At 65.2% G+C, this 25,373-nt stretch carries 26 protein-coding genes; 22 read left to right on the top strand and 4 right to left on the bottom strand.

Annotated elements, in window-relative coordinates; all coding sequences use genetic code 11:
- Positions 1 to 12: 12 nt before the first annotated feature.
- The 7 genes from ACMGT0_RS23900 to ACMGT0_RS23870 all read left to right on the top strand — a co-directional run bounded on the left by ACMGT0_RS23900 (position 13) and on the right by ACMGT0_RS23870 (position 5,584).
- Entirely contained in the window at positions 13 to 1,002 is a 990-nt protein-coding gene (locus tag ACMGT0_RS23900; RefSeq protein WP_054056764.1) for an alpha/beta fold hydrolase, read from the top strand.
- A 158-nt stretch (positions 1,003 to 1,160) separates the two neighbouring features.
- The gene (gene rraA, locus ACMGT0_RS23895; RefSeq protein WP_054063040.1) at positions 1,161 to 1,652 is read left to right on the top strand and encodes a ribonuclease E activity regulator RraA; all 492 of its coding nucleotides are present in this window, start codon (positions 1,161 to 1,163) and stop codon (positions 1,650 to 1,652) included.
- A 28-nt stretch (positions 1,653 to 1,680) separates the two neighbouring features.
- The gene (locus tag ACMGT0_RS23890) at positions 1,681 to 2,676 is read left to right on the top strand and encodes a zinc transporter ZntB (RefSeq protein WP_054056762.1); all 996 of its coding nucleotides are present in this window, start codon (positions 1,681 to 1,683) and stop codon (positions 2,674 to 2,676) included.
- A 64-nt stretch (positions 2,677 to 2,740) separates the two neighbouring features.
- On the top strand, positions 2,741 to 2,989 hold the full coding sequence (locus ACMGT0_RS23885) for a hypothetical protein (protein WP_017901896.1): 249 nt from the start codon (positions 2,741 to 2,743) through the stop codon (positions 2,987 to 2,989).
- Positions 2,990 to 2,991: 2 nt separating this feature from the next.
- Positions 2,992 to 3,816: a mechanosensitive ion channel family protein gene (locus tag ACMGT0_RS23880; RefSeq protein ID WP_026144854.1), complete on the top strand. Its 825-nt coding sequence runs from the start codon at positions 2,992 to 2,994 to the stop codon at positions 3,814 to 3,816.
- A 90-nt stretch (positions 3,817 to 3,906) separates the two neighbouring features.
- Positions 3,907 to 4,497, top strand: a complete 591-nt coding sequence (sigX, locus tag ACMGT0_RS23875; protein ID WP_026007354.1) for an RNA polymerase sigma factor SigX — start codon at positions 3,907 to 3,909, stop codon at positions 4,495 to 4,497.
- 106 nt (positions 4,498 to 4,603) lie between these two features.
- Complete coding sequence (locus tag ACMGT0_RS23870) at positions 4,604 to 5,584, top strand: OmpA family protein (protein WP_416770094.1); 981 nt, start codon at positions 4,604 to 4,606, stop codon at positions 5,582 to 5,584.
- A 62-nt stretch (positions 5,585 to 5,646) separates the two neighbouring features.
- Here the strand turns inward: ACMGT0_RS23870 and ACMGT0_RS23865 are convergent, their stop codons facing one another.
- The 4 genes from ACMGT0_RS23865 to ACMGT0_RS23850 form a co-directional block, all read right to left on the bottom strand.
- Entirely contained in the window at positions 5,647 to 7,317 is a 1,671-nt protein-coding gene (locus ACMGT0_RS23865; protein ID WP_416770093.1) for a protein kinase domain-containing protein, read from the bottom strand.
- Between the two features lie 7 nt (positions 7,318 to 7,324).
- On the bottom strand, positions 7,325 to 8,536 hold the full coding sequence (locus ACMGT0_RS23860; RefSeq protein WP_054063036.1) for a nitrate/nitrite transporter: 1,212 nt from the start codon (positions 8,534 to 8,536) through the stop codon (positions 7,325 to 7,327).
- Between the two features lie 229 nt (positions 8,537 to 8,765).
- Entirely contained in the window at positions 8,766 to 9,341 is a 576-nt protein-coding gene (locus ACMGT0_RS23855) for an ANTAR domain-containing response regulator (RefSeq protein ID WP_054060589.1), read from the bottom strand.
- A 14-nt stretch (positions 9,342 to 9,355) separates the two neighbouring features.
- Positions 9,356 to 10,567: a CmpA/NrtA family ABC transporter substrate-binding protein gene (locus ACMGT0_RS23850; protein WP_416770091.1), complete on the bottom strand. Its 1,212-nt coding sequence runs from the start codon at positions 10,565 to 10,567 to the stop codon at positions 9,356 to 9,358.
- A gap of 259 nt (positions 10,568 to 10,826) precedes the next feature.
- Here ACMGT0_RS23850 and ACMGT0_RS23845 point away from each other — a divergent pair, with 259 nt between their 5' ends.
- The 15 genes from ACMGT0_RS23845 to sctE all read left to right on the top strand — a co-directional run bounded on the left by ACMGT0_RS23845 (position 10,827) and on the right by sctE (position 25,369).
- Entirely contained in the window at positions 10,827 to 11,537 is a 711-nt protein-coding gene (locus tag ACMGT0_RS23845) for a helix-turn-helix domain-containing protein (protein WP_241494355.1), read from the top strand.
- Positions 11,534 to 13,183 (top strand): type III secretion system outer membrane ring subunit SctC, encoded by a 1,650-nt coding sequence (sctC, locus tag ACMGT0_RS23840; protein ID WP_416770089.1) that lies wholly within the window; start codon positions 11,534 to 11,536, stop codon positions 13,181 to 13,183. Before ACMGT0_RS23845 ends, sctC begins: the two co-directional genes overlap by 4 nt.
- Positions 13,183 to 14,295, top strand: a complete 1,113-nt coding sequence (gene sctW, locus ACMGT0_RS23835) for a type III secretion system gatekeeper subunit SctW (RefSeq protein WP_054061252.1) — start codon at positions 13,183 to 13,185, stop codon at positions 14,293 to 14,295. Before sctC ends, sctW begins: the two co-directional genes overlap by 1 nt.
- Positions 14,296 to 14,301: 6 nt before the next feature.
- Positions 14,302 to 16,356, top strand: coding sequence for an EscV/YscV/HrcV family type III secretion system export apparatus protein (locus ACMGT0_RS23830; protein ID WP_416770087.1), 2,055 nt, complete (start codon positions 14,302 to 14,304; stop codon positions 16,354 to 16,356).
- 12 nt (positions 16,357 to 16,368) lie between these two features.
- Entirely contained in the window at positions 16,369 to 16,776 is a 408-nt protein-coding gene (locus ACMGT0_RS23825) for an Invasion protein B family (protein WP_054061254.1), read from the top strand.
- Positions 16,755 to 18,062 carry a type III secretion system ATPase SctN gene (gene sctN, locus ACMGT0_RS23820; RefSeq protein WP_416770085.1) on the top strand — a complete coding sequence of 436 codons (1,308 nt, stop codon included), beginning with the start codon at positions 16,755 to 16,757 and terminating at the stop codon, positions 18,060 to 18,062. Before ACMGT0_RS23825 ends, sctN begins: the two co-directional genes overlap by 22 nt.
- On the top strand, positions 18,046 to 18,501 hold the full coding sequence (locus tag ACMGT0_RS23815; protein ID WP_416770083.1) for a protein SpaM: 456 nt from the start codon (positions 18,046 to 18,048) through the stop codon (positions 18,499 to 18,501). Before sctN ends, ACMGT0_RS23815 begins: the two co-directional genes overlap by 17 nt.
- A 251-nt stretch (positions 18,502 to 18,752) precedes the next feature.
- On the top strand, positions 18,753 to 19,322 hold the full coding sequence (locus ACMGT0_RS23810) for a hypothetical protein (RefSeq protein WP_416770081.1): 570 nt from the start codon (positions 18,753 to 18,755) through the stop codon (positions 19,320 to 19,322).
- A complete protein-coding gene (locus ACMGT0_RS23805) occupies positions 19,319 to 20,239 on the top strand; it encodes a FliM/FliN family flagellar motor switch protein (RefSeq protein ID WP_416770079.1) in 921 nt (306 codons plus the stop codon). Before ACMGT0_RS23810 ends, ACMGT0_RS23805 begins: the two co-directional genes overlap by 4 nt.
- The gene (locus ACMGT0_RS23800) at positions 20,229 to 20,888 is read left to right on the top strand and encodes an EscR/YscR/HrcR family type III secretion system export apparatus protein (RefSeq protein ID WP_054059452.1); all 660 of its coding nucleotides are present in this window, start codon (positions 20,229 to 20,231) and stop codon (positions 20,886 to 20,888) included. Before ACMGT0_RS23805 ends, ACMGT0_RS23800 begins: the two co-directional genes overlap by 11 nt.
- Positions 20,889 to 20,898: 10 nt before the next feature.
- Positions 20,899 to 21,153 (top strand): EscS/YscS/HrcS family type III secretion system export apparatus protein, encoded by a 255-nt coding sequence (locus tag ACMGT0_RS23795; RefSeq protein WP_054059453.1) that lies wholly within the window; start codon positions 20,899 to 20,901, stop codon positions 21,151 to 21,153.
- Between the two features lie 7 nt (positions 21,154 to 21,160).
- The gene (gene sctT, locus ACMGT0_RS23790) at positions 21,161 to 21,940 is read left to right on the top strand and encodes a type III secretion system export apparatus subunit SctT (RefSeq protein ID WP_416770077.1); all 780 of its coding nucleotides are present in this window, start codon (positions 21,161 to 21,163) and stop codon (positions 21,938 to 21,940) included.
- A 1-nt stretch (position 21,941) separates the two neighbouring features.
- The gene (locus ACMGT0_RS23785; RefSeq protein ID WP_416770075.1) at positions 21,942 to 22,976 is read left to right on the top strand and encodes an EscU/YscU/HrcU family type III secretion system export apparatus switch protein; all 1,035 of its coding nucleotides are present in this window, start codon (positions 21,942 to 21,944) and stop codon (positions 22,974 to 22,976) included.
- A 114-nt stretch (positions 22,977 to 23,090) separates the two neighbouring features.
- Positions 23,091 to 23,582 (top strand): type III secretion system translocator chaperone SicA, encoded by a 492-nt coding sequence (sicA, locus tag ACMGT0_RS23780; RefSeq protein WP_054059456.1) that lies wholly within the window; start codon positions 23,091 to 23,093, stop codon positions 23,580 to 23,582.
- Positions 23,579 to 25,369 carry a type III secretion system translocon subunit SctE gene (gene sctE, locus ACMGT0_RS23775; RefSeq protein ID WP_416770072.1) on the top strand — a complete coding sequence of 597 codons (1,791 nt, stop codon included), beginning with the start codon at positions 23,579 to 23,581 and terminating at the stop codon, positions 25,367 to 25,369. Before sicA ends, sctE begins: the two co-directional genes overlap by 4 nt.
- Positions 25,370 to 25,373: the final 4 nt, after the last annotated feature.

Genomic DNA, 25,373 nt, shown 5'->3' with positions numbered 1-25,373 from the left:
TGCAAGAGCCTTATGCAAAGCAGCAGTGATCTTTTTCCGGTGGCTTTGCTCAGCGCCGAGCGTCGTGGCGATCTGAGCGAAGACGTCTATCGTTTGAAACCGGGCAACAGCCCCGATGCCTCGGTCGAGCTGGCGGTGACCCGCCTGGGCCTGGCCGACGAACCGCAGGCCCGTGGCGTGCCGGTCATTCTCCTGCATGGCAGTTTCTCCAACCGGCGCTTCTGGTTCTCGCCCAAGGGCATTGGCCTGGGCGCCTACCTGGCGCGTGCCGGGTTCGATGTCTGGGTGCCGGAGATGCGCGGCCATGGTCTTTCCGTGCGCAACCAGGACTATCGCCGCAATCGCGTGGCCGACTACGCCCGCTACGATCTGCCGGCGATCGCTGCCTTCGTCCGTGAACAGAGTGGCCAGGTTCCCCACTGGATCGGCCATTCCCTCGGCGGCACGACCCTGGCGGCGGCCCTCGGCGGCCAATACCTGGGCGCGCCGGCGGTGGCTTCGGCGGCATTGTTCGGTTGCCAGGTCAGCCGTAACTACTGGCCGCTGAAGATTCCACCGGTGGAGTGGAGCGGGCGTTTTCTGCTCAAGCGCTTTCCCCACCTGTCCGGTTCGCGCCTCAAGCGCGGCCCGGAGGACGAGCCGATCGGCCTGGCCCTGGAAAGCATGCGCTGGTACGGCCTGTTCGGCCGTTTCGGCGACAAGGAGCGCAATTGGTGGGAGGGCCTGGCGGAGGTCGACGTGCCGGTGCTGGCGGTGAGCGCCGACGGCGACCGGCAGGACCCGGCCTGGGCCTGCCGCAAATTGTTCGAGCAGATCGGCTCGCCCCTCAAGCGCTTCATCTGCCTGGGCCGGGAGGCCGGGTTCAGTTCGGAATTCGGCCACGTCGAGATGCTGGTCAGCAAGCCGGCCCAGGCCGAGGTATGGCCTTTGGTGGCTGACTGGTTGCGTGATCAGCAGGCTTTTATGGCGCCTCAGTCAGGCGAGGTTCAGCAAGCGCTCTGACAAGGGCATTCCGCTTCAGGGGCGTTGCGGCTAACATATGACGCATTGAGCATTTCTGGTCATTGTCTAAACAATCGGCCGGGCAGAGCGTTTCTTTCAAGAGGTGCCGGGGAGGATGGGCGCCTCGATTGCGGTCTCTCACCTACAGGAGTTAGTCCATGAACCATTACGTCACTCCCGACCTGTGCGATGCCTATCCGGATCAGGTACAGGTGCTTGAGCCGATGTTCAGCAACTTCGGTGGTCGCGATTCCTTCGGGGGGCAGATCGTGACCATCAAGTGTTTCGAGGACAACTCCCTGGTCAAGGAACAGGTCGAGGTCGATGGCCGCGGCAAGGTTCTGGTCGTCGATGGTGGGGGCTCGCTGCGTCGCGCACTGCTCGGGGACATGCTGGCCGAGAAGGCGGCGAAGAACGGTTGGGAAGGTCTGGTGGTCTATGGCTGCATCCGCGACGTCGATGTGATCGCGCAGACCGACCTGGGCGTGCAGGCCCTGGCCAGCCATCCGATGAAGACCGACAAGCGCGGTATCGGTGACCTGAATGTGCCGGTGACCTTTGCCGGCGTCACATTTCGGCCGGGCGAATACGTTTACGCGGACAACAACGGGATCATCGTTTCGCCCAGCCCGCTGAAGATGCCTGAATGACTTTTCGCAGTAGACCACAGGGGTAGGGATGTTCGAGGAAGACAACGCGCAATGGGGGCTGGTCCATGCCCTGGTTCTCGATGGTAAGGGTGGTGCGCGCTCGATTGCTCGGACCGAGCTGGATGACCTGCAGTTGCAGCCGGAGGAAAGCCTCTGGCTGCACTGGGATCGCAGCCATCCACAAACCCGGACCTGGCTGCGTCATTCCAGCGGGCTGAGTGAATTCAGCTGCAACCTGCTGCTGGAGGAGAACACCCGCCCGCGCCTGTTGCCGTTGCCGGACAGCGAATTGCTGCTGTTCCTGCGCGGGGTCAACCTCAATCCGGGCGCCGAGCCCGAGGACATGGTCTCGGCACGCATTTTCGCCTCGGCCAGCCGGGTGATTTCCCTGCGCCTGCGGCCATTGCGGGCAACCGACGAGTTGCTGGCGCAACTGGAGGAGGGCCAGGGGCCGAAAACCGCTTCCGAACTCATCCTGTACATCGCCCAGCACCTGACGATGAAGGTCCAGGATTTGATCGGCGAGCTTTCGGAAGTGGTCGATGCCGAGGAAGAAAAGGCAGATTCCGACGAACGGTATTGCCCGGAGCATGGGGCGGTCGTGCAGATCCGTCGCCGGGCCGCCGGACTGAAGCGTTTCCTGGCGCCACAGCGGGACATCTTCGGCCAGTTGACGCGGATCAAACTGCCCTGGTTCGCCAGTGACGATGCCGACTACTGGAACGAATTGAACAACAGCCTGACCCGCTATCTCGAGGAGCTCGAACTGACCCGCGAGCGCGTGGGGCTGCTGCTTGACGCCGAGGACCGGCGCCTGAACCAGCACATGAACAAGATCATGTACCGCTTCGGGATCATCACCGGGATCTTCCTGCCGATGAGCTTTCTCACCGGCCTCCTGGGGATCAACGTCGGCGGGATTCCGGGCTCCCAGGACCCCTATGGTTTTGTCATCGCCTGCCTGCTGATCGTCGCCGTGGCGCTCGGGCAGTGGTGGCTGTTTCGTCGTTTGCGCTGGCTCTGAAGGATGTTGCATGTGACCCGGAAAAATCCGATCGCGTCTTTTCAAGACATTCCGAGAGGTGCTTATGCACGATCCGTTTGAACAGTCTCTGCGTGACATGCTCAAGGCCTCGCCGTCCACACCTCGTGATGACGACGCGTGCCTGGGCCGTGTGCTGAAAACCGCCAACCGCCAGGTTGGCGCGGGCGATCTCTTCAGTCTGCTGGGGCGCTGGCTGCAAGCGCTGATGATCGCCCTGAACAATGGATCGGCCCATGTGATGCCGGTTTCTCGTCGTACCCCTGGTTCCCGCTCTGCGGATAAGGCTGATTGAATATGGAACTTGATCTCTGGACTCGGAGTCTGGTGACGGCGATGACAGCGTTGTGGACGAAGGTCGCGAACTTCATCCCGAACCTGTTTGGCGCCCTGGTGGTCGTACTGCTGGGCTTCGTCGTGGCGAAGCTGCTCGATACCCTGTTGTCCAAACTGCTGGCCAAGCTGGGGCTGGACCGCCTCATGGCCGGTACCGGCCTGACCAAGCTGCTAGGCCGGGCGGGCATCCAGGTGCCGATCTCGACTCTGATCGGCAAGATCGTCTATTGGTTCATCCTGCTGATTTTCCTGGTTTCCGCCGCGGAATCGCTGGGCCTGGAGCGGGTTTCGGCGACGCTCGACATGCTGGCGCTGTATCTGCCCAAGGTGTTCGGTGCGGCGCTGGTGCTGCTGGTCGGCATGCTGCTGGCGCAACTGGTCAACGGCCTGGTGCGCGGCGCCGCCGAAGGCGTCGGCCTGGATTATGCCAGTGGCCTGGGGCGCGTGGCCCAGGGCCTGGTGGTGATCATCAGTATTTCGGTGGCGATCAGTCAGCTGGAGGTCAAGACCGACCTGCTGAACCATGTGATCGTGATCGTGCTCATTACCGTTGGTCTGGCCGTGGCGCTGGCCCTGGGCCTGGGGAGCCGGGAAATTGCCGGGCAGATCCTGGCGGGAATCTATGTGCGCGAGTTGTACCAGGTTGGGCAACAAGTGCGAGTTGGCGAGGTCGAAGGGCAGATCGAAGAGATCGGCACGGTTAAGACCACATTGCTGACCGACGAGGGTGAGCTAGTCTCTCTCTCCAATCGGATCCTGCTGGAACAGCATGTGAGTAGCCGCTAAACCGGCAAACCCTGCTAATGTATGCCGCCGCAAAAAGCCCCCAGCCCGGGGCCGCGGCGGCCATTGACCTGACTGTCGGCAAGACTCGTTTTGAATAAAACCCAATCGCTATCGATGCGTTACGACCCCCGCGAGCTCACCGATGAGGAGCTGGTGGCGCGTTCGCATGCGGAGCTGTTTCACGTGACGCGCGCCTACGAAGAGTTGATGCGGCGCTATCAACGAACTTTGTTCAGCGTTTGTTCAAGGTATTTAGGGAACGATCGTGATGCGGATGATGTCTGTCAGGAAGTGATGTTGAAGGTCTTGTATGGCCTCAAGAACTTTGAGGGTAAATCGAAGTTCAAGACATGGCTCTATAGCATCACGTACAACGAATGCATTACCCAGTACCGCAAGGAGCGGCGCAAGCGTCGCCTGATGGATGCCCTGAGTCTCGATCCGCTCGAGGAGGCCTCCGAGGAGAAGACGCCGGCGCCCGAAGAAAAGGGTGGTCTGGACCGCTGGCTGGTGCATGTGAACCCGATCGACCGGGAAATCCTGGTGCTACGTTTTGTCGCAGAGCTGGAATTCCAGGAGATCGCCGACATCATGCACATGGGCCTGAGTGCTACGAAAATGCGCTACAAGAGGGCGCTTGATAAATTGCGTGAGAAATTTGCGGGCATTGCTGAAACTTAGTTGGACGCAAATATCTCTTACGTTCAGGCAAGTTCTGCTAGACTTGTCGCCGAGTTGTCCCCCGGTTTGGGGACTGATTCACAATCACCAGATGGGGATTTAACGGATGAAACTGAAAAACACCTTGGGCATTGCCGTTGGTACACTTGTAGCCGCAACTTCGTTCGGCGCTCTGGCACAAGGCCAAGGCGCAGTCGAGGGTGAGCTGTTCTACAAGAAGCAGTACAACGACAGCGTCAAGCACGTCGAAGACGGCTACAACCCAGGCGCTTCGCTGGGCTACTTCATCACCGACGACGTATCGGTCAACCTGACCTACGACAAGACCAACCACACCCGTTCGAACGACGGCACCGGCAGCCAGAAGCTGGGCGGTGACAAGTTCGGCCTGAAAGGTCAGTACCACTTCGGTACCGTTGGCGATGCAATCCGTCCATACGTTGAAGGCGGCGTTGCCCACGGCAGCCTGACCAACGTTGCTGCTGACGGCCACACCGGTCGTGACCAGTCGACTTTCCTGACCACCGGCGCTGGCGCCAAGTGGTACATCACCGACAACCTGTACGCTCGTGCCGGCGTTGAAGCCGACTACAAGCTGGACAACGGCAAGTGGGACTACGCTGCTCTGGTAGGCCTGGGCGTGAACTTCGGTGGCAGCGGCGGCAAGGTCGCTCCTGCACCTGCTCCAGCTCCAGTTGCTCAAGAGCCAGCTCCGGCTCCTGAAGCTCCAGTCGCTGAAGTGGTCAAAGTTGAGCTGGACGTGAAGTTCGACTTCAACAAGGCAGTGGTCAAGCCAAACAGCTACGGCGACGTGCAGAACCTGGCTGACTTCATGAAGCAGTACCCACAAACCACTACCGTGGTTGCTGGTCACACCGACAGCATCGGTACTGACGCCTACAACCAGAAGCTGTCCCAGCGTCGTGCTGACGCTGTGAAGCAGATCCTGGTCAAGGACGGTATCGCTCCTAGCCGCGTTCAGTCGGTTGGCTACGGTAAGACCCGTCCAGTGGCTGACAACGCCACCGAAGCTGGCCGTGCGATCAACCGTCGCGTAGAAGCTTCCGTTGAAGCCCAAGCTAAGTAATTAGCCTGGTGTTGTGAAAAGCCCGGCTCAGGCCGGGCTTTTCTTTGCCTGCGATTTAGTGCTCAGGGTTTCAGCATCCAGAGCAGCAGGGCCAGGTTGGCCAGCAACGACAGCAGCGCCACCGTGCGCCAGACTTTCAGCGGCTCGCGCTCCAGTAGTGGTCGCGGGCGCACGCCCAGCACATTGCGCTCACCTTTTTCCAACTCCAGCAGCCACTGCTCGGCCGTCTCGTAGCGTTCCGAGGGATCCACCGCGATCGCCCGATTCAGGCTGTGGGCCAGCCATTCGGGAAGATCCGGGCGATAACGTGCGGCACTGACCGGCGTACCGAAGCGCGGGCGCTGGAAGGCTTCGAGCTCGCCATGGGGGTAATGCCCGGTCAGTAGATGAAACAGGCTGACGCCGACACTGTAGAGGTCCTGGCGGACGTCCGGCGGCTGCCCGTCGAAGGCTTCCGGTGCGATGTAGCCGGGGGTGCCCGGCAGTTCCGGGCCAGGTGCTTCGCTCAGCCCGGGACAATAGGCCAGGCCGAAATCCAGCAGGCGCAACTCGCCATCGCTGCCCAGGTGCAGGTTCTGCGGCTTGATGTCGCGGTGCAGGATGTTGCGCCGATGGAGCATGCCGACCGCCTGCAGGGTGCGCCTGGCCAGCTCCTGCCATTGCGCCAGTGGCAGCGGCCCGACCTGCCGGAACCGTTCGGCGAGGGTCTGGCCCGGATATTCGCGCATCAGGTAATACAGGTGCTGGCGTTGCGGGGCAGGGTGCACTTCGGGAAAGCAGCGCCCGGCCACCCGGCGCAGAAACCACTCCTCCAGCAGCAGCCCCTGGCCGGCGTCGGGCTCGGCGTGACGGCTCGCGGGCAGGGTCTTGAGCAACCAGGGCTGTTGTTGGGCATCCCGCACCCGGTAGAGCAGCGATTGCCGGCTCTGCGCCAGCAGGCTGTCGACCTGCCACCCCTCGAAGAACTGGCCGGGCTTGAGCAGCGGCGGCAACGGCCATTGCTGCAACTGGATCAGCGTGTCACCGAGACTGTTTTCCCCCGGTTGCTCGACCCTCACCAGCAGCGCACTGGCGTTATCCTGGCTGCCGGCCAGGTGTGCGGCATTGACCAGGGTCTTCACCGCATCATTCGGCTCGGGCTGTTCACGCAGGATAGTGGCAATCGCCCCATCGCCGAGGTTGGCCCAGACGCCGTCGCTGAGCAGGACGAAACTTTCGCCCTGGCGCAGTTCGCCATCGAGATAGTCGACCACCAGGTGCTGGTCCAGGCCCAGGGCGCGCTTGAGTACGTGCTGCATGTCCGGTTGTTCCCAGACATGATCCTGGCTGATCCGCTGCAACTGGTCGTCATGCCAGCGATAGACCCGGCAATCGCCGACATGGGCCAGGGTGAAGCGCCGTCCGCGCAAGACCACGGCGCTCAGGGTGGTGAGCAGCGGTTGTCCGCCGCCATTGGCCTGCAGCCAGCGATTCTGCGCCAGCAGCAGGCGGTCCAGCGCCTGGGCCACGCCCCAGGTCGCCGGCGTGGCGTAATAGTCGAGTGCCAGCGCCTGCAGGGTCGCCTGCGCCGCCAGCGCGCCGTCGGCGCACTGGCTGACCCCGTCGGCGATGGCGAACAGATAACCCTTGCTCGCCGCCAGCTCCGGTGCCGGCGTGACCAGGCGCACGGCGTCCTGGTTCTCCGTGCGGGGGCCGGTGGCGCTGGCCTGGGCAAAGCTCAGTTGCAGAGCCATCGGCCGCTCAGACCCTGGCCGCGGTCACGGCCGCCGAGCCCCAGGTGGTGCGCCAGCGCCGCTTGACTCCGTGCAGGCCGAACCAGGCGAGCACCCCCAGGCTGGCGAACAGCCACAAGGCCAACTGGTAGCTGCCGGTGCTCTGCTTGATGGCGCCCATGCCGGCCGCCAGGGCGAAGCCGCCGATGCCGCCGGCCATGCCGATCAGCCCGGTCATCACGCCGATTTCCAGGCGGAAGCGTTGGGGGACCAGCTGGAATACCGCGCCGTTGCCGGCCCCGAGGCCGAGCATCGCCAGGACGAACAGCCCCAGGGCGGCATGGGAATCGGGCAGGTTGAAACCGACGGCGGCGATGCAGGTGGCGGCCACGGCGTACATGCCGAGCAGCGTACGGATGCCGCCGAAACGATCGGCCAGGGCACCGCCCAGCGGACGCATCAGGCTGCCGCCGAACACGCAGGCGGCGGTGTAGTAGCCGGCGGTCACCGGGCTCAGGGCGTACTGGTCGTTGAAATAGCCGGGCAGTGCGCTGGCCAGGCCGATGAAGCCGCCGAAGGTCACGCTGTAGAAGAACATGAACCACCAACTGTCGCGGTCGCCCAAGGCTTTCATGTAGTCGCCCATGGACTTGGCCTTGGGCCGTTGTGGGGCGTTGCGGGCCAGCAGGGTGAACAGCAGCAGGGTGGCGAGCAGCGGAATCAGGGCGAAACCGAACACGTTGTTCCAACCGAAGGAGGCCGCGAGCAGCGGTGCGATCAGTGCGGCGAACACCGTGCCGGAGTTGCCGGCGCCGGCGATGCCCATGGCCTTGCCCTGGTGCTGTGGCGGGTACCACTGCGAGGCCAGGGGCAGGGCGACGGCGAACGAGGCACCGGCCATGCCGAGGCACAGCCCCAGCAGCAGCGCCTGTTCATAACTGTGAATACCCAGTTGCCAGGCGCCCAGCAGCGCGACGATCACACAGACCTGGCCGATGATCCCGGCGGTCTTGGGCGACAGCCGGTCGGCCAGCATGCCCATCAGGAAGCGCAGGACCGCGCCGGCCAGGATCGGCGTGGCCACCACCAGCCCGCGCTGCTGGGTGGTCAGGTGCAGGTCGGCGGCGATCTGCACCGCGAGGGGGCCGAGCAGGTACCAGACCATGAAACTCAGGTCGAAATACAGAAAGGCCGAAAACAGGGTCGGGGTATGGCCGGACTTCCAGAAACTTGCATTCATCACGCACCTCAGCGGTAAGAGTCTCAGGGGGGCTGTCGCAAGGGGGCGGTGATGCGCCTGCACGGCTGCACCACTGGCCCCCATTTGCGGGACCAAAACGCAAAAGACGTCGCCACCCGCTGCGCTGGCGCGAAAGGGGTGGGCGACGTCTTTGTCGTAAAGTGGGGCAACCGCCGTTGGTTACCTGCAGGCTCGAATAAGCAAGAGACGGGCCAGCTCGGCGAGTGTTTCAGCCGAGCAGTTCGCTCATGGCGATGATCTGTTCGGCAACCTGGATCAGCTTCTGCTGGCGGCTCATGGCCTGGCGCCGCATCAGCGTGTAGGCCTCCTCTTCCTTGCAGTCCTTCATCTTCATCAGCAGGCCCTTGGCCTGTTCGATGCGCTTGCGCTCGGCCAACTGCTGGTCCCGTGCCTGCAATTGGGCACGCAGCGCCTGGTCGCTCTCGAAACGGGCCATGGCCACGTCGAGGATCGGCTGCAGGCGCTGGGCCTGGATGCCTTCGACGATGTAGGCGCTGACCCCGGACTTGATGGCCTGGCGCATCACCCCCGGATCGTGTTCGTCGGTGAACATCACGATGGGCCGGGGCTGGTCGCGGCTGACCAGCACCACCTGTTCCAGCACGTCGCGGCTGGGGGATTCGGTGTCGATCAGGATCACGTCGGGGCGCACGCTCTCCACGCGCGCGGGCAGGTCGATGGTCAGTCCCGACTCGTCGATGACCTCGAAGCCGGCCTCGACCAGGGCGGCCCGCAGGCGTCCGACCTTTTTCGCGGTGTCGTTGATCAGCAGGATACGCAGCATGTTCAGGCCTCCGATCAGTGACGGGCGAACGCGGCGGGCGCGTCGCTCATGGCATGCAGCCGGAAACTGCGGGCATAGCCGGCCGGGTCGCTGCCGTCCCAGATCTGGCCATCGATCAGGCGGCTGCTGCGCATCACCTCAGGCCCGTGCGCGATGCCCAGCGCGGCGGCGGCCTGGCGATACAGTTCCAGTTGCTGCACCTGGCGGGCGACGCCGAGGTAGTCGGGATCCTCGCGCAGCAGCCCCCAGCGGCGGAACTGGGTCATGAACCACATGCCGTCCGACAGATAGGGCAGGTTCACCGTGCCGGCTGCGTGGAAACGCAAGGCGTGGGGATCCTGCCAGTGTTGGCCGAGGCCGTCCTCGTAGTCGCCGAGCAGGCGTGGCTGGATATGCTCCAGCGGCGCATCGAGATAATCGCTGCCGCTGAGCAGTTGCGCCGTGCTGCGGCGGTTTTCCGGGCTCTGCTCGATGAACCGGCTGGCTTCGAGCACCGCCATCATCAGGGCCCGTGCGGTATTGGGGTACTGCTCGACGAACGCCCGGGTGCAGCCCAGCACCTTCTCCGGGTGATCGGGCCAGATCGTCTGGCTGGTGGCCAGGGTGAAGCCCAGGCCCTGCCTGACCGCGCTGTCGCTCCAGGGCTCGCCGACGCAGAAACCGTCGATCCGTCCGGCGCGCAGGTGCGTGATCATCTGGGGCGGCGGCACCACCACGCTGTTGACGTCCCTGAGTGGGTGTATGCCCTGGCTGGCCAGCCAGTAATACAGCCACATGGCGTGGGTGCCGGTGGGAAACGTCTGGGCAAAGGTCAGCCTTGCGCCATTCTGGTGCGCGTGTCGGCCCAGTGCTTCAGGGCTGGTCACGCCGGCCTTCTGCAGGGCCGGGGAGAGGTTGATGCTCTGGCCGTTCTGGTTCAGGCCCATCAGCACCGCCATATCGGTGGCCGGGCTGCCGCCGATGCCCAGGTGCACGGCGTAGATCAATCCGTAGAGGCTGTGGGCGGCGTCCAGTTCGCCGCTGACCAGCTTGTCGCGCAGACTGGCCCAGGACGGCTGGCGCCTGAGATTCAGGGTCAGGCCGTATGGCTGGGCAAAGCCCTGGGTGGCGGCGACCACCAGCGAGGCACAGTCGCTCAGGGGCATGAAGCCGAGATCCAGGCTGGGTTTCTCTGGCGCATCGCTGCCGTTGACCCAGGCGAGGGGGGAGGCGGGGAGTTCGTTCATCGGCGTTTCACTCTTCAAAAAAAAACGTCGCACCCGGCCGACGCCTCTGGCGCTGGCGGGTTACGACGTCTTTGTCCTTGCAGCCCGGCCGCCGTTGGCCAGGGTTTGTCGGGATGTAGCAAGGCATATGCCACTGTCGCGGACGTGCCGGGTGGCCATCAGCTTCTCATCATGATCTGGCAGGGGGATCGGGCCATCATCGTCCGCGACTGATCGACGACAGGTGGAATACACGGTGCAGGCTGATCAACGCTTTGCGATGACGTGTCCCGGAGGAGTCTCCGCGCAACGGGTGTCGTTCGTGCGGGCCGGCGACGCCGGTGCATGCCTGGCTTGCGACGAGTCGATGGTGGGGGGCTACCTGCCGCCCGGCTGGCAGGGCCTGGTGGTCGGGCGCAATGCGTTGCGGGTCGTCTCCGGAGACTGGTGCAGTGCGGCGTTGCCCGGCACTTGCCTGATGAAACTGCAGGTGTTCATCGACATGGGCGTGACCGTCGAGCGCGACCGTCCGTGCGCACAACCCTGGGCGGTCCTGCCCATGCCGCCGGCGGTGAGCCGCAGCCGGGCGTGCCTGGAGCGGTGGTACATCGAACGGGCGCTGCGCGACGATCCCGACTATCGACGATTCGCCAGCGTGCTGCGCCAGAGCGCGAGCTACTGGCTGGTGCGGTTCCTGCTGGAGCAGGGCACCGCCAGCGAAAAACTGATCGGCCTGGCCCGACGCTACGGGGTTTCGGTCTCGCATTTTCGGCGGCTGTGCCACCAGGCGCTGGGAGGCGCGGCCAAGCCGGAGCTGCGGGACTGGCGCGCGGCCAAGGCGCTGTTGCGGATGATCCGCGGCGGTGGCTCGCTGACCGACGTCGCACTGGAATACGGTTATGCCTCCTCGTCGCATTTCTCCAAGGAAGTGCGCGAACTGCTCGGCGTCGCACCGAGCCGGCTGCTCGATCTCGTGGAGCAACCGGATTGACAGCGCGGACGTTGCGACGCTGGCTCGGTGCCTGGCTGCTGTTCTGCCCGCTGTGCTGGAGCGTCAATGCCGCGCCCGCCGGGAGCGGCGACTACGTGGCCCGCGAAGAGGGCCTGCGCAGTTTTTTTTCCGCGCTGTCGGCGCCGTTGGGCAAACCGATCATCGTCAGCAAGGCGGCCGCCGGCAAGCGCATCAGTGGCGAATTCCCGCTGCATTCGGCCCGCCAGACCTTCGACCGCATCGTCGCCCAACTGGGGCTGATCTGGTACAGCGACGGCCAGGCCATCTACCTGTATGACGCCGCCGAGGTGAAAAGCTCGGTGGTGGCGCTGCGAGTGATCAGCGTCGACACCCTCAAGCAGTTCCTGCGCCAGTCGGGCCTCGAGGATGCGCGCTATCCGTTGCGCAACGACGGGCGCCGGACCTTCTATGTGTCCGGCCCGCCGATCTATGTCGACCTGGTCATGCAGGCGGCGCAACTGATGGACAACCGGCCTTCGGAACTGCTGCTCGGCCAGCAGCGGATCGGCGTGATCCATCTGCTCAATACCTTCGTCGGCGATCGCGAGTACGAACAGCGCGACCGCAAGGTGTCGATTCCCGGCATGGCCACGGTGATCGAGAGCCTGCTCAAGGGCGAGCCGGGCGGCGTCGAGCCCCAGGTCGAAGTCAAGACCGTGGGCGGCAGCCCGTTGCGCATGCCGCAGTTTCCCCTGGAAGGGCTGGCGACGCCGATTTCCCCGGAGGACCCCACCGCACCCCGGGTGCTGGCGCGGGAGGCCGCCGCCGGCAATATCCGGGTGGTGGCTTACCCGGATACCAACAGCCTGCTGGTCAAGGGGCTGCCCGAGCAGGTGCGCTTCATCGAGAACCTGGTGGCGGCGCTGGATGTGCCCAAGCGCCATGTCGAGCTGTCGCTGTGGATCATCGACCTGAACCAGGACGAACTGAACCAGCTCGGCGTGAACTGGCAAGGCGGGATCAAGGTCGGCTCGCAACTGCAGGTGTCGCTCAATGCCGGTTCTGTGACCACCCTGGATGGCGTTTCCTTCATGGCCCGGATCCTGGCCCTGGCCCGGAAGAACCGCGCCAATGTGGTGGCGCGGCCGGTGATCCTGACCCAGGAGAACGTACCGGCGCTGTTCGACAACAACCGCACCTTCTATACCCAACTGCTCGGCGAACGCAGTGTCGATCTGCAGAGCGTGACCTACGGGACCCTGGTCAGCGTGCTGCCGCGCTTTGCCATCGCCGATGAAATCGAGATGTCGCTGAACATCGAGGACGGTAGCGAGGTCGAGCGCAGCGCGGGCGACGCTGGCGCGTTGCCGGTGGTCGGGCGCACCCGGATCAATACGGTTGCCCGGGTGCCCCAGGGCAAGAGCCTGCTGGTCGGTGGTTTCACCCGTGACGATTACCGCGAACAGGTCGCCCGTATTCCGTTGCTCGGTTCGATCCCGCTGATTGGCGGGCTGTTCCGTTACCGGGTCGACAGTTCGGCGAACACCGCCCGGGTGTTCCTGATCCAGCCCCGGGAAATTCTCGGCGCCTTGCAGGCCAGCACCCAGGACCTGGGCAAGGGCCTGATGAGCGTCGAACAGCAGGAAATGGTGCGCCGGGCCTTCATGCGGGCGGTGGACGGCTGATGGTCTCGATCCATTCCGTTTCGAGCCGGGCCCTGCTCGCCCGCCTCGATGCCGCCCGGCAGGATGCCCAGGCCCAACCCGATGCCGAACCGAGCGATGCGGAGGCGGATCCAGTGGCACTGTTGCAGCGCTTCATCGAGAAGAGCGACGACATGTCGGCGGCCCTGGCCGGCTTTCGCCAGCGCCGACATTTCGAACTCAAGGCCGAAAGCCGGCCGGACAGTTTCGAGGCGGTTCTCGACGAAGATGTGCAGCCCAAGGCCCGGCAGGTACTGGCCCTGGCCAAGGCCACGGACAAGCCGGTCGAGTGGCTGTTGCAGGCGGCCCGCGGGTTGTTTCCCGATGACAGCGACCTGGTGCTGGTTCTGCGCGAACTGCTGCGCCGCAGCAGGCTGCAGGCCGCGACGCGCCAGCGCCTGGAACAGCTGCTCGAAACGGTGGTGGCCCAGGCCTCGCCCCGGCGGCTCAAGGCCGGCATCAACAGCGCCCTGAAAGCCCGTTTGTTTGGCCGGGTGATGGAACTGCGCGCGGGGCTGTTGCGTGAAGCCTACCGGGACTACCTGGAGAGCGAAGCCGGCGCGGTCACCTGCTACGAAGACTGGGTGGCCCTGTTCGGCGCCGGGCGGCGGGCCACGGTACTGGCCTTCATCGAGGCGGCCCTGCTGACGGACATCGCCGCCCAGGACCCCAGTTGCTCGCGTCAGGAGTTCGGTCCCCTGCTGGCCCGGCTCACCGACCTGAAACGCCTGCGTTCGGCCGATGCCACGTTTGTCGCCAGCGTGCTGGGCGACGAACGGGTGTGTCGCTGCAATGACGAGGAGGCCGACTGGCTGGTGTTTTTCTTCGGCGTGCTCAGGCATCCCGGCGAACTCGACCAGTTGTTGTCGGGGGTGCTCGGTGAACGGGTGTTGCTGACGCTGTACCGGGAGCGTTCGGCATTGTTGCAGGTGCTGCGGCGGGCCTGTCTGCGACTGCCCCACGAGCTGTTCGCCGACGAGGACGCCCTGGCACGACTGGCCGAGCAGTTCCTGGCCCTGGCCGATGTCGTCCTGGGCCATGAGCAGGTCGAACGGCGGCGTGGCGTCCGGCCTTTCGACGAGACTGGAAACTAGCCGGCCATGCCCGATCGATTCCTGCGCGCGGTTTCGGCCCGCCCCGAACTGCTGATCCTGTCGCTGATGGTGATGATTATCGCGATGCTGATCATTCCCCTGCCGACGCCGCTGGTGGACTTCCTGATCGGCCTGAACATCGTCATTTCCCTGCTGATCTTCATGGGCTCGTTCTACATCGAACGAATCCTCGGCTTCTCCACCTTTCCGGCCCTGTTGCTGCTGACCACGTTGTTCCGCCTGGCGCTGTCGATCAGCACCAGCCGGCTGATCCTGACCCAGGCGGATGCCGGCGAGATCATCGCCTCGTTCGGCGAGTTCGTGATCGGCGACAACCTGGTGGTGGGCTTCGTGATCTTCGCGATCGTCACTGTCGTGCAGTTCATCGTCATCACCAAAGGTTCGGAGCGGGTGGCCGAGGTGGCGGCGCGGTTTTCCCTGGACGGCATGCCGGGCAAGCAGATGAGCATCGACGGCGACCTCAAGGCCGGCGCCATCGACGCCGACCAGGCGCGCGACAAGCGCAACGTGCTGGAGTGCGAGAGCCAGCTCTACGGCTCCTTCGACGGGGCGATGAAGTTCATCAAGGGCGACGCGATTGCCGGGATCATCATCATCTTCGTCAACTTTCTCGGCGGCATCGCCATCGGCGTCGGCCAACAGGGAATGGACTTCGGGGCGGCGTTGTCGATCTACACCCTGCTGACCATCGGCGACGGCCTGGTGGCGCAGATCCCGGCGCTGCTGATCGCTATCGGTGCCGGCTTCATCGTCACCCGGGTCAACGGTGACGAGGCCAACCTGGGGCGCAACATGCTCACGCAGATGTTCGCCAACCCGTTCGTTGTCGGCGTCACCGCCCTGCTGGCGGTGGCCGTCGGCCTGCTGCCGGGCTTTCCGCTGGCGACCTTCGTGGTGATTGCCGCACTGCTGGCGCTGGTGGTGTTCCTGCGTTGGCGCCAGTCGCGTGTCGCCTCGGGCGAGAGCCGGCAGAGCGAAGCGCAGGCGCCGGTCGAAGCGCCGGCTGACGGTGAACTGGGGCTGCTGGACAGCGTCGATGAAATCGCTACCGAGACGGTGGCGCTGATCCTGCTGGTGCCCTCGGCGCGGCTGGCCGAGTTGCGTGCGGCCAGGCTCGCCGAGCGCTTTCGCAGCCAGTTCTTCGTCGACTACGGCCTGAAGATCCCGTTGCCGCAGCTACGGGCCTCCGAAGTGCTGCCCGACCACCAGGTGGCGGTGCTGATCAACGAGGTGCGCGCCGACCAGTTCGACATTCATTTCGATCACTGGCGGGTCCTCGACTATTCGCCGGAACTGGCCGCCATGGGCCTGCCGCTGGTGCGCGGGCGCGACAGCAACAACCTGGAAAGCATCTGGATCGCCGCCGCGGGCAGGGCCACCGCGACGGAGCTGGGCTATCGGCTGCGTGCCGCCCATGACGAATGCTACCGCTGCCTGGTGACCCTGCTGGCGCGCAACATCACCGAGTTCTTCGGTGTGCAGGAAACCAAGGCGCTGCTCGACGAAATGGAGGGGCGCTACCCGGACCTGCTCAAGGAGGTCTATCGCCACGTCACCGTGCAGAAGATCGCCGAGATCCTCCAGCGCCTGGTCGGCGAGCGGATCTCCGTGCGCAACCTCAAGCTGATTCTCGAATCCCTGGCCCATTGGGCCTCCCGGGAGAAGGACAGCATCACCCTGGTCGAGCACGTGCGTGGCGGCCTGGGGCGCTACATCAGCAACAAGTTCGCCCATGGCAACGACCTGCGCGTGCTGCTGCTGTCGCCGGAGTTCGAGGACGTGGTGCGCCATGGCATCCGCCAGACCTCCAGCGGCAGCTTTCTCAACCTGGAGCCGGCGCAGTCCGAGGACCTGATCGATCGGCTGAGCCTGGGCCTGGAAGGCCTGCACGTGCCGCAGAAGGATCTGGTGCTGCTCTGCTCGGTGGATGTGCGGCGCTATGTCAAGAAACTGGTCGAAGGACGATTTCGCGAGCTGGACGTCATGTCGTTCGGCGAGATCAGCGAAACCATCTCCGTCAATGTCATCAAAACCCTCTGAAGGAAAGTACCCATGCAGAATATGGACATCGCCGAACGCCTGCGGGCCGCTCTGTTGTACAGCGGGTGCACCGCTGCGCAACTGGGAAGTTTCGACGGCCACAGCACCATCGAACTGGAAATGAAGGAGCAGCCCAACATCCGCGTCGACGTCATCGATGGCGACGTCTGGCTGTGGAGCGTGCTGGCGCAGATGAGCCCCGGGGCCTTCGCCTACAGTGCCGAAGCGCTGCTGCGTTATCTGTTGCGGGGTAACGCCGATGCCCGCACCGGGCAATTGCAACTGTTCGAGGCCGACGGGCAGTTCGAGGTGCGACTGATGCTCGGCGAGCCGGCGCTGGCCAGCGACCAGTCCTTTGCCGAGGCGATCGACGGGTTCATGCAGGACACCGAGGAACTATGCCGCATCATTCGCCAGTGAGCATGCTGCGCCTCGAACGCCGCGGTGCGCACCCGCGGCGCCTGAGCGGTCCGCTGATCGAGGCGGCGTTGCAGGGGGTGTCCATCGGCGAGGTCTGCGAGGTCCGTCGGCACTGGGCCTCGACCGGGCTGCTGGCCCGGGCCCAGGTGATCGGCTTCAAGCCCGACGTGGTGGTGCTCAGCCTGCTCGGCGAGGCGCGCGGGCTGTCCCGCGAGTCGATGATCGTGCCGACCGGTTCGACCCTGCGCCTGTATTGCAGTGCCGGGATGCTCGGCAGCGTGCTCGATGCCCGCGGTGCAATCGTCGAGCGGCTGGCCCCGGCGGCGGGGTTCGCCGGCGAGGATTACCCGGTGGATGCCGACCCGCCGTCCTACCGGCAGCGGCGGCCGGTGAGTGCGCCGCTGATCACCGGTGTCCGCGCGATCGACGGCCTGCTGACCTGCGGGGTCGGCCAGCGCATGGGGATCTTCGCCGCGGCCGGTTCGGGCAAGACCACGCTGATCAACATGCTGATCAGCCATGCCGAGGCCGACGTGTTCGTCATCGGCCTGATCGGCGAGCGTGGGCGTGAGGTGACCGAGTTCATCGAGCACCTGCGCCACAGTCCCAGGCGGGCGCGTTGCGTAGTGGTCTACGCGACCTCCGACCTGTCCTCGGTGGACCGCTGCAACGCGGCCCTGCAGGCGACCGCGGTCGCCGAATACTTTCGCGACCAGGGGCACTGCGTGGTGCTGCTGCTCGACTCGCTGACCCGCTATGCCCGCGCCCGGCGTGACCTGGCCCTGGCAGCCGGCGAGCTGCCGGCGCGGCGCGGCTATCCGGCTTCGGTGTTCGATGCCTTGCCGCGCCTGCTCGAACGTCCCGGGCACACGGCGCAGGGCAGCATCACCGCGTACTACACGGTGCTGCTGGAAAGTGACGATGAACCGGACCCCATCGCCGAGGAGATCCGCTCGATCCTCGATGGGCATATCTATCTGAGCCGCAGCCTGGCCGCCAAGGGCCATTTCCCGGCGATCGATGTGCTGCGCAGTACCAGCCGGGTGGCGCTGCAGGTAACCGATGAAGCGACCCGGCGCCTGGCGATCGCGACCCGCGATGTGCTGGCGCGCCTGGAGGCGTTGCAGGTGTTCCTCGATCTGGGCGAGTACAGCCCGGGAGCCGACGCGGCCAATGATCAGGCCATGGCCTGCCGCGACGACCTGTACGCCTGGTTGCGCCAGGCCGCCGATCAGCCGAGCCGAGCGGACGAAACCCTGCGGAGCCTGCATGAGCTCATTGGCTGATATCGACCGCCTGCTGGGCTTCACGGCCTGGCGCCTGCGCCGGGAAGAGATCGCGTTGCTGCGCCTGCGCCAGCGTCGGGCACAGTTGCTGCGCGAAGGGGCGGCGCTGGAGGAGCAGGAGGTGTCGTTGCGGGCATTGCTCGACAGTCATCGTGCCGACAACTGCGTGCTCGACCCCTGGCAGCTGCGCGAGACGCTGCGGCGCCAGGCGGTGATTCGCCGGCAGATCCAGCTCCTGGCACTGGAGCGTCGGCCGCTGCACGAGCAACACGCGCAGCTCGACGGGCAGATACGGCAAGGCCAGCAGGCGCTGGAGCTGATACGGCGCAGGCAGTCGAAGTACGCCGTGGTGCGGCGGCGCTTGAGTCGTGAGTTGCAACTGGAGCGGTTGCGTCGCGATGAAGCGGAAGTCGATGAACTGATGGGAAGCAGACGATGAACAGCATTTTCCCCGTATTGCCTGTGATCGAGCCTGTCACGGGCGAGGGGCTCGAATGGCCGGGACGGATCGATCCGGACAGGGAGCCTCTCGATGAGGAGGCGATACCCGAAGGGGTGGCCCTGTTGCTGGCGGTGCTTGAGCCGAGGCTGGCACGCCGTCCGGGCGCGTTGTCGATGGCGGCGGCCGGTCAGCCTGCGGATCTGGGCGACCGGCCGGCAGAGGGGGGGGGTATACGGAAAGTCGCAGAGATGGCTGTGCTGCCGAGCGGCGCCGGGCTGGGCGATGAAGGCGTGCCCGGTGGGGAGAGGGAGGTTGTCCGGATCGAGGGTGCGCCTCGTGACGGGCTGGCCGCCCCGGTGCAGGGTGCTGCGGTCGAAGAGCGTGCGGTGAAGGCGGCCGAAGAGGACCTGGCAGCGGCAGAGATCGCGCAGGAGGAGGCTGTCCTGCGGGTGGCTGCCGAGCTCTCCCAGGGTGTGGCGCAGGTGCGCCCGGATACTCCGGTCCCGTTGGCCCAGGCATTTTTCGAGGGCGCGGCTGACGAACGGACGGCGATGTCCGGGCAGCATGAGGACGCCGCGCCGGAGTCGCGCGAACAGGACGATGAGGCGAGTGGCGATTTACTTCAGGTGCCTTTCCACAATGAACGTGCCCAGGGGCAGGTGCTGGTCAGCCGGGACGAAACCGGAGAAGCCGGGTTGTTGATCCGCGCGACCGACCGGCGGGTGTTCGAGCAGCTCAGGGGGCACTTCGAGCAGGCCGGGCAGCCAGGCTGGCGGCTGGGCGGTGTGGCCGAAAATGACCAGGCTCGCTCGGCGTGACGGAGCGGTGGCCGAGGCTGCGCCGGCTCGACCCGCTGGATTATGCGTACCGGCACCGGGTCGAGCGTTGGCGCCAGGCGGGTTGCCAGGCCGACCTGCAGGTTCCGCCGCCCGGGGCCGACTATCTGCAGTTCCACGCCGAAGGCCCAGGGGGAGGCTGGCAGGGGCTGGTCGAGGCCCGTGAATGGCTTGCCGGCCTGCTGCCGACATTGTCCGCGCTGCTGAAGGCGCCGTGCTCCATCGAACGGATCGTCGAGTTGTTTCAGGCCCTGGTGCGTCCGCTGGAGGTTGGCCTGGCAGAACTGGATTACACCCAGTTGGCATCGGTCGTGGTGAGTACCGTGCCGGCGCGGGATCAGCCTCTGCCACGCCTCGTGACGGCACGGGGTTCGTTGTGGCTGTTGCGCCTGCCCGCCGGGCCGCGACCGCCGCAGCCGCTGCCGTTCAGCCCCTGGCTCTGGCATCTGCCGCATTGCCTGCGGATGACGCTCGGCTACAGCCGGGTGCCATCGACCCTGCTGTCCATCCTTGCCAGCGGCGACGTATTGCGAATCAGCCGGTTGACCCGGCAATGGCTGCTCGCCGACCAGCCGGTCGGCGAGTTCACCCTTATCGAACAAGGCCTGCACATGACCCTGTCACCCAACCCTGCCGATACCCCACCAGCCGAACCCGGCACGGCGCTGGGACACCTGCCCGTGCACCTGGAGTTCGTGCTGCATGAGCAGCGCATCAGCCTGGCCGAACTGGCGGCGTTGATCGAGGGCCAGGTGCTGGAACTGGAACCGTCGGTGCTGGGCCGGATCGAAATCCGCGCCAACGGCCGGGTGCTCGCCCGCGGCGAGCTGGTGCAAGTGGGCGAGGGGTTGGGCGTGGAGTTGCAGGAAGTCCGTCGGGAGGCTGCCCGTGAACAATGATGTGTCGCTGATCGCGCTGCTGGCGTTCGCCTCGTTGCTGCCATTCCTGGTGGCGGCGGGGACCTGCTACCTGAAGTTCTCCATCGTCTTCGTGATTGTGCGCAATGCCCTGGGCCTGCAACAGGTGCCGTCGAACATCAGCCTCAACGCGATTGCACTGTTGCTGGCGCTGTTCGTCATGAGCCCGGTGGTGCAGCAGGGTCATGCCTACTACCGGGATCACCAGGTGCGCTTCGACAGCGTCGAGGCGCTGGTCGAGTTCTGCGAGAACGGCCTGGGCAGCTACAAGGACTATCTGCGCCGCTACACCGACCCGGAGCTGGCGTTCTTTTTCGAACGGGCCCAGCGGGCCGGCAACACCGATGCCGCCGCGTTGGCCGACGAGGAAACCGAACCCTCGCTGTTCGCCCTGCTGCCGGCCTATGCGCTGAGCGAAATCAAGAGCGCCTTCAAGATCGGTTTCTACCTGTACCTGCCCTTCGTCATCGTCGACCTGGTGATCTCCAGCATCCTGCTGGCGCTGGGCATGATGATGATGAGCCCGATGATCATCTCGGTGCCGATCAAGCTGGTGCTGTTCGTTGCGCTCGATGGCTGGGCCCTGTTGTCCACCGGGCTGGTCGGGCAGTACCTGGCATTGCACGAGTGAGCGCCGACGGATGAACGACCTGGTGTATGCCGGCAACAAGACCCTTTACCTGATCCTGCTGCTGGTCGCCTGGCCGATCATCGCCGCCACCGTGGTGGGCCTGGTGGTCGGCCTGATCCAGACCGTCACCCAGTTGCAGGAGCAGACCCTGCCGTTCGCCCTCAAGCTGCTGGCGGTCTCGGCCTGCCTGTTTCTGCTGGCGGGCTGGTACGGCGAGACGCTGCTGGCGTTCAGCCGGGAAATCATGCGCCTGGCGCTCGGTTGACGGCCCCGTGTCGGTCACGCTGTTCTTCGATCTGCACGCCTGGCTGGCGGCGGCGCTGGTGGCCTCGGCGCGATGGGCGCCGATCTTCTTCATGCTGCCGTTTCTCAATGGCGGGGTGCTGACCGGGGCTTCGCGCCAGGCGGTGCTGGTGCTGGTCGCGCTGGGTTTCTGGCCGAGTGCGGGTGTTGCCTTGCCGGCGCTGGACAGCCTGGCGTTCGCCGGCCTGCTGGTCGGCGAGGCCGGGCTCGGCATCCTGCTGGGCTGCCTGCTGTGCTGGCCGTTCTGGGTGCTGCACGGCATGGGCAACCTGATCGACAACCAGCGCGGGGCGATGCTCAGCAGCACGGTCGACCCGGCCAACGGCGTGGATACCTCGGAGCTGTCGAACTTCCTCCAGCTGTTCGCCGCGGTGGTCTACCTCGAAGGGGGCGGGCTGCACCTGATGGTCGAGACCATGGCCCGCAGCTACCAGTTATGCGCGCCGGGGCTGGCCTGCCAGATGAGCCTGGCGCTGCTGATGGCCGTGCTCGATGGCCTGCTTGGCAAGATTCTGGTCATCAGTGCGCCGGTGGTCGCCAGCCTGCTGATCTGCGAGGTACTGCTGGGGCTGTTGTCGCGCTATGCGCCGCAGATGAATGCCTTCTCCGTCTCGCTGACGGTCAAGGGCCTGGTGGCGCTGGCGGTGCTGATCCTGTATTTCGGCAGCCATCTGCCGGACGAGGTGTTGGGCATGGCCCAGTCCCTGGACAGGCTGGCGGCATACCTGGGCACGCCGGGGCGGTCGTGACATGTCCGACAGTGCCTCGAAAACCGAAAAGCCGACCACCAAGCGCCTGCGCGATTCCGCGCGCAAGGGCCAGACCTTCAAGGCCAAGGATCTGGTCATCAGTTGCATGATGCTGTGCGCGATCCTGTTCCTGGTGTTCGGCGTGTCATTGCTGGAGGTCATGGAGGTCTACCGACGGATCATCGCCGCCGGCCTGGCCGATGATACCCAGCGCTACAGCGCGCAACTGCTCGAACTGGCGTTGCTGTGCATCCTGCCGCTGTCGCTGGTGTGCGTGTTGAGCAGTGCCCTGCCGGCGCTGTTGCAGAGCGGTTTCGTCCTGGCCTTCGAGGCGCTGAAGCTGAACCTGGACGCGCTCAACCCGATCAACGGGTTCAAGAGGCTGTTCAGCCTGCGCACGCTCAAGGACAGCCTCAAGGCCGTGCTCTACCTCGGCAGCTTCGGCGTGGCGCTGTGGATGGTCTGGCAGGCGGAGCGCCAGTTGCTGTTCGCCCAGCTGTTCGCCCAGCCGGCCGACCTGTTCCCGGCCTGGGGGCGGATGCTGCTGAGCCTGCTGCTGACGTTCATGGCCTGTGCGCTGCTGATCGTGCTGCTCGATGCCCTGAGCGAATACTGGCTGCACATCCGCGAACTGAAGATGGACCTGCATTCGGTCAAGCGCGAGCACAAGGAGCAGGAGGGCGATCCGCAGATCAAGCACAAGCGCCGCGACCTGCACCTGGAGCTGCTTTCCGAGCAGGTCCGCTCGGACATCCGTGGCTCGCGGGTCATCGTCGCCAACCCGACGCATATCGCCATCGGCATCTACTTCCGGCCGGACCTGAGCTTCATCCCCCTGGTCAGCGTGATCGAGACCAACCAGCGGGCCCTGGCGGTACGCGCCTATGCCCGCGAAATGGGGATTGCGGTTGTCAGCGATATCCGCCTGGCCCGGCGGATCTACCGCACGCACCAGCGCTACAGCTTCATCAAGCTGCAGGAAATCGAGGAGGTCCTGCGCCTGCTGGTCTGGCTCGAACAGGTCGAGCAGGCCTGAGCCGGCCCCGTTCGGGGGGCTGCCGGCATGAGCGCATTTTGGCGGTGGGGGCGTGGGGATTTTGGCTCAATGCAGGCGTCAATCAGGCTGGCGCCATCTTCAGGAGTGTGGTCGATGAGTCGCAAAGACATGCAAGAGGACGAACAGATGGCTTTCGAGGCGGTGCAGGCCGTCCTGGAAGGCCTGCCGCTCAAGGATGTGCGCGGGATCAGCGATGAGCAGATGGACAGTCTTTATGCCTATGCCTACGAGTTCTACGAACAGGGGCGACTGGACGACGCGGAGAAGTTTTTCCACTTCCTGTGCATCTACGACTTCTACAACAGCCAGTACTGGATGGGTCTGGCGGCGGTACACCAGTTGCGCAACAACCACCAGAAGGCGATCGAGCTGTATGCCGTGGCCTTCGCCCAGGGCAAGGATGACTACCGCCCGATGTTCTACACCGGCCAGTGCCAGCTCGCCCTCGGGCAGGGGGGCAAGGCCAAGCTGTGTTTCGAGTATGTGCTGGAACGGGTCACCCATGATGACTTGCGCAGGCAGGCCCAGGTCTACCTCGATGCCTTGAGTCATATCGATAGCCGAGCAACGGAGGATCAGCAATGACAGACATCAATGGGGTCGTGGGTACCAGGCCCCTGGTGGTTCCTGACGCAAGCCCCTATGCCGAGGCCGCCCGCAAGGCCGCCAGGACCGACGAGTTCCAGCGGCTCAACCATGAACTGCTGGCGGGCCTGGAGTCGGTGGACTACCAGGCCGAAGGTGACGTGCGCAGCGATGCCCGGCCGCGGCTGCAACCGCCACCGGCGCGGGCCGGCGAAGGTCAATTGAACGCCGAGGGCGAGTTCGTCCGCCTGATCGCCTCGCTGGTCGAACTGCTGGGCAATAGCAGCCTGGAGAGTTTGAAGAACCGCCTGTCGCTGCTGCGCTCGATGGCGCATGCCTCCCAGCAGGCCTTGCAACAACTGTCCGCCGATTATGCCGGGGCGCTGGCCGAACTGGTGGCGGCCCAGGGCGACGTCGATACCAGCCAGGAGCGGCTGGAGGCATTGAAGGCCCGGCTCGACCAGGCCCAGCTCGAACTCGACGCGGCCGAGTCGCACCTGGCGTCGCTGAATCCGTCGTCGCCGGAGTATGCCGAGGCGTTGGCCAGGCGGGATCGGGCCAAGGCGGCAGTCGCTCCGTTGCAACAGGGCTTCTCGCAGGCCGCGGATGCCCATGTCCAACTGCTCGGCAAGGCCAAGCTCGCGGCCATCAGGGCCGAGGGGTTGGCCCGGCAGGTTCAGGACAAGGCGGGGGGACGGCCGATCGCTGACGAACTCGGCAAACAGCACCTGAGTTCCGCGGGCGCCCTGGTGCTGGCGATGGCCAGGTTGATCGAGTTGCTGGGCGACGCGGCCGACCGGCAGCTGCAGGCCGACCAGGAACTGTTCCTCGATATGCAGGCGGCCCGCCAGGAGTTCATGCGGATCAAGTCCGAGGAATACCAGGAGGAAGTACGCAAGGCCGAGGCGGCCCAGAAGGCCATGGGCTGCATGGGCAAGATCCTCGGCTGGCTGGTCATGGCCATCAGCGCGGTGGTGGCGGTGGTCAGCACCGTTGCCACCCTGGGAGCGGCCGCACCCGCCGCTGGCGCGCTGGTCGCCGCGGCGGTTGGCATTGTCGGGGTGCTGGCTTCGCTGTCGGACATGATCGTCAAGGAAGCGACCGGCAACTCCTTCATGGAAAAGGCCATGAAGCCGGTGATGGAGGTGTTCCAGAAACTGGTCAAGCTCATGGCGGACATGTACAGCCAGGCCTTGATGGCGCTGGGTGTGCCCGAGGACAAGGCGAAGATCATCGGCGCGGTGTTGGGCGCGATTGCCGCGGTGGTCATGGTCATCGCCGCCGCGGTGGTGGGTATCCAGGCCGCCGGGCCGGTGCTCGGCTCGGTGATGAGCAAGGTCATGGAAAAGATGGGCGACGTATTCTCCAAGGTGGTGCCGGAGCTGCTCAAGCAGAGCCTCGGCAGCCTCGGCAAGAGCCTGGCCAGGCTGGCGGAACAGTTGCGTGGTCTGGTGGCGTCGTCCACCGACGAGGTGGCGGTCGGTCAATTGAAGAACCGCCTCGAACTGCTCCTGGCGACGGTACAGACAGCGGGCACCGCCACCCAGTCGGGGCTGCAGATCAAGAACGGGATCCACCAGAAACAGGGGGCGGAGCACCTGGCCGACATCCGCGTCAGCATGGCCATCGTCGATGCCCTGGGCGGCTACCTGGAGGAGGCGCTGGAGACCTTCGCCCGCCTGGTCGAAAACAATGACGAGCAGATGAAGCGCTTCATGGCCAAGGCGCAGCAGGATCACGGCGCGGCGCTTCAGATCGCCCGCAATATCAGCCTGGAACGGAGGTAGTGCT

Origin of the sequence: Pseudomonas sp. RHF3.3-3 (assembly GCF_048069595.1) — a bacterium.
Lineage (GTDB): Bacteria > Pseudomonadota > Gammaproteobacteria > Pseudomonadales > Pseudomonadaceae > Aquipseudomonas > Aquipseudomonas fuscovaginae_B.
The sequence above is the reverse complement of the archived record's forward strand: the minus strand, read 5'-3'. Positions and strand labels throughout refer to the sequence as shown.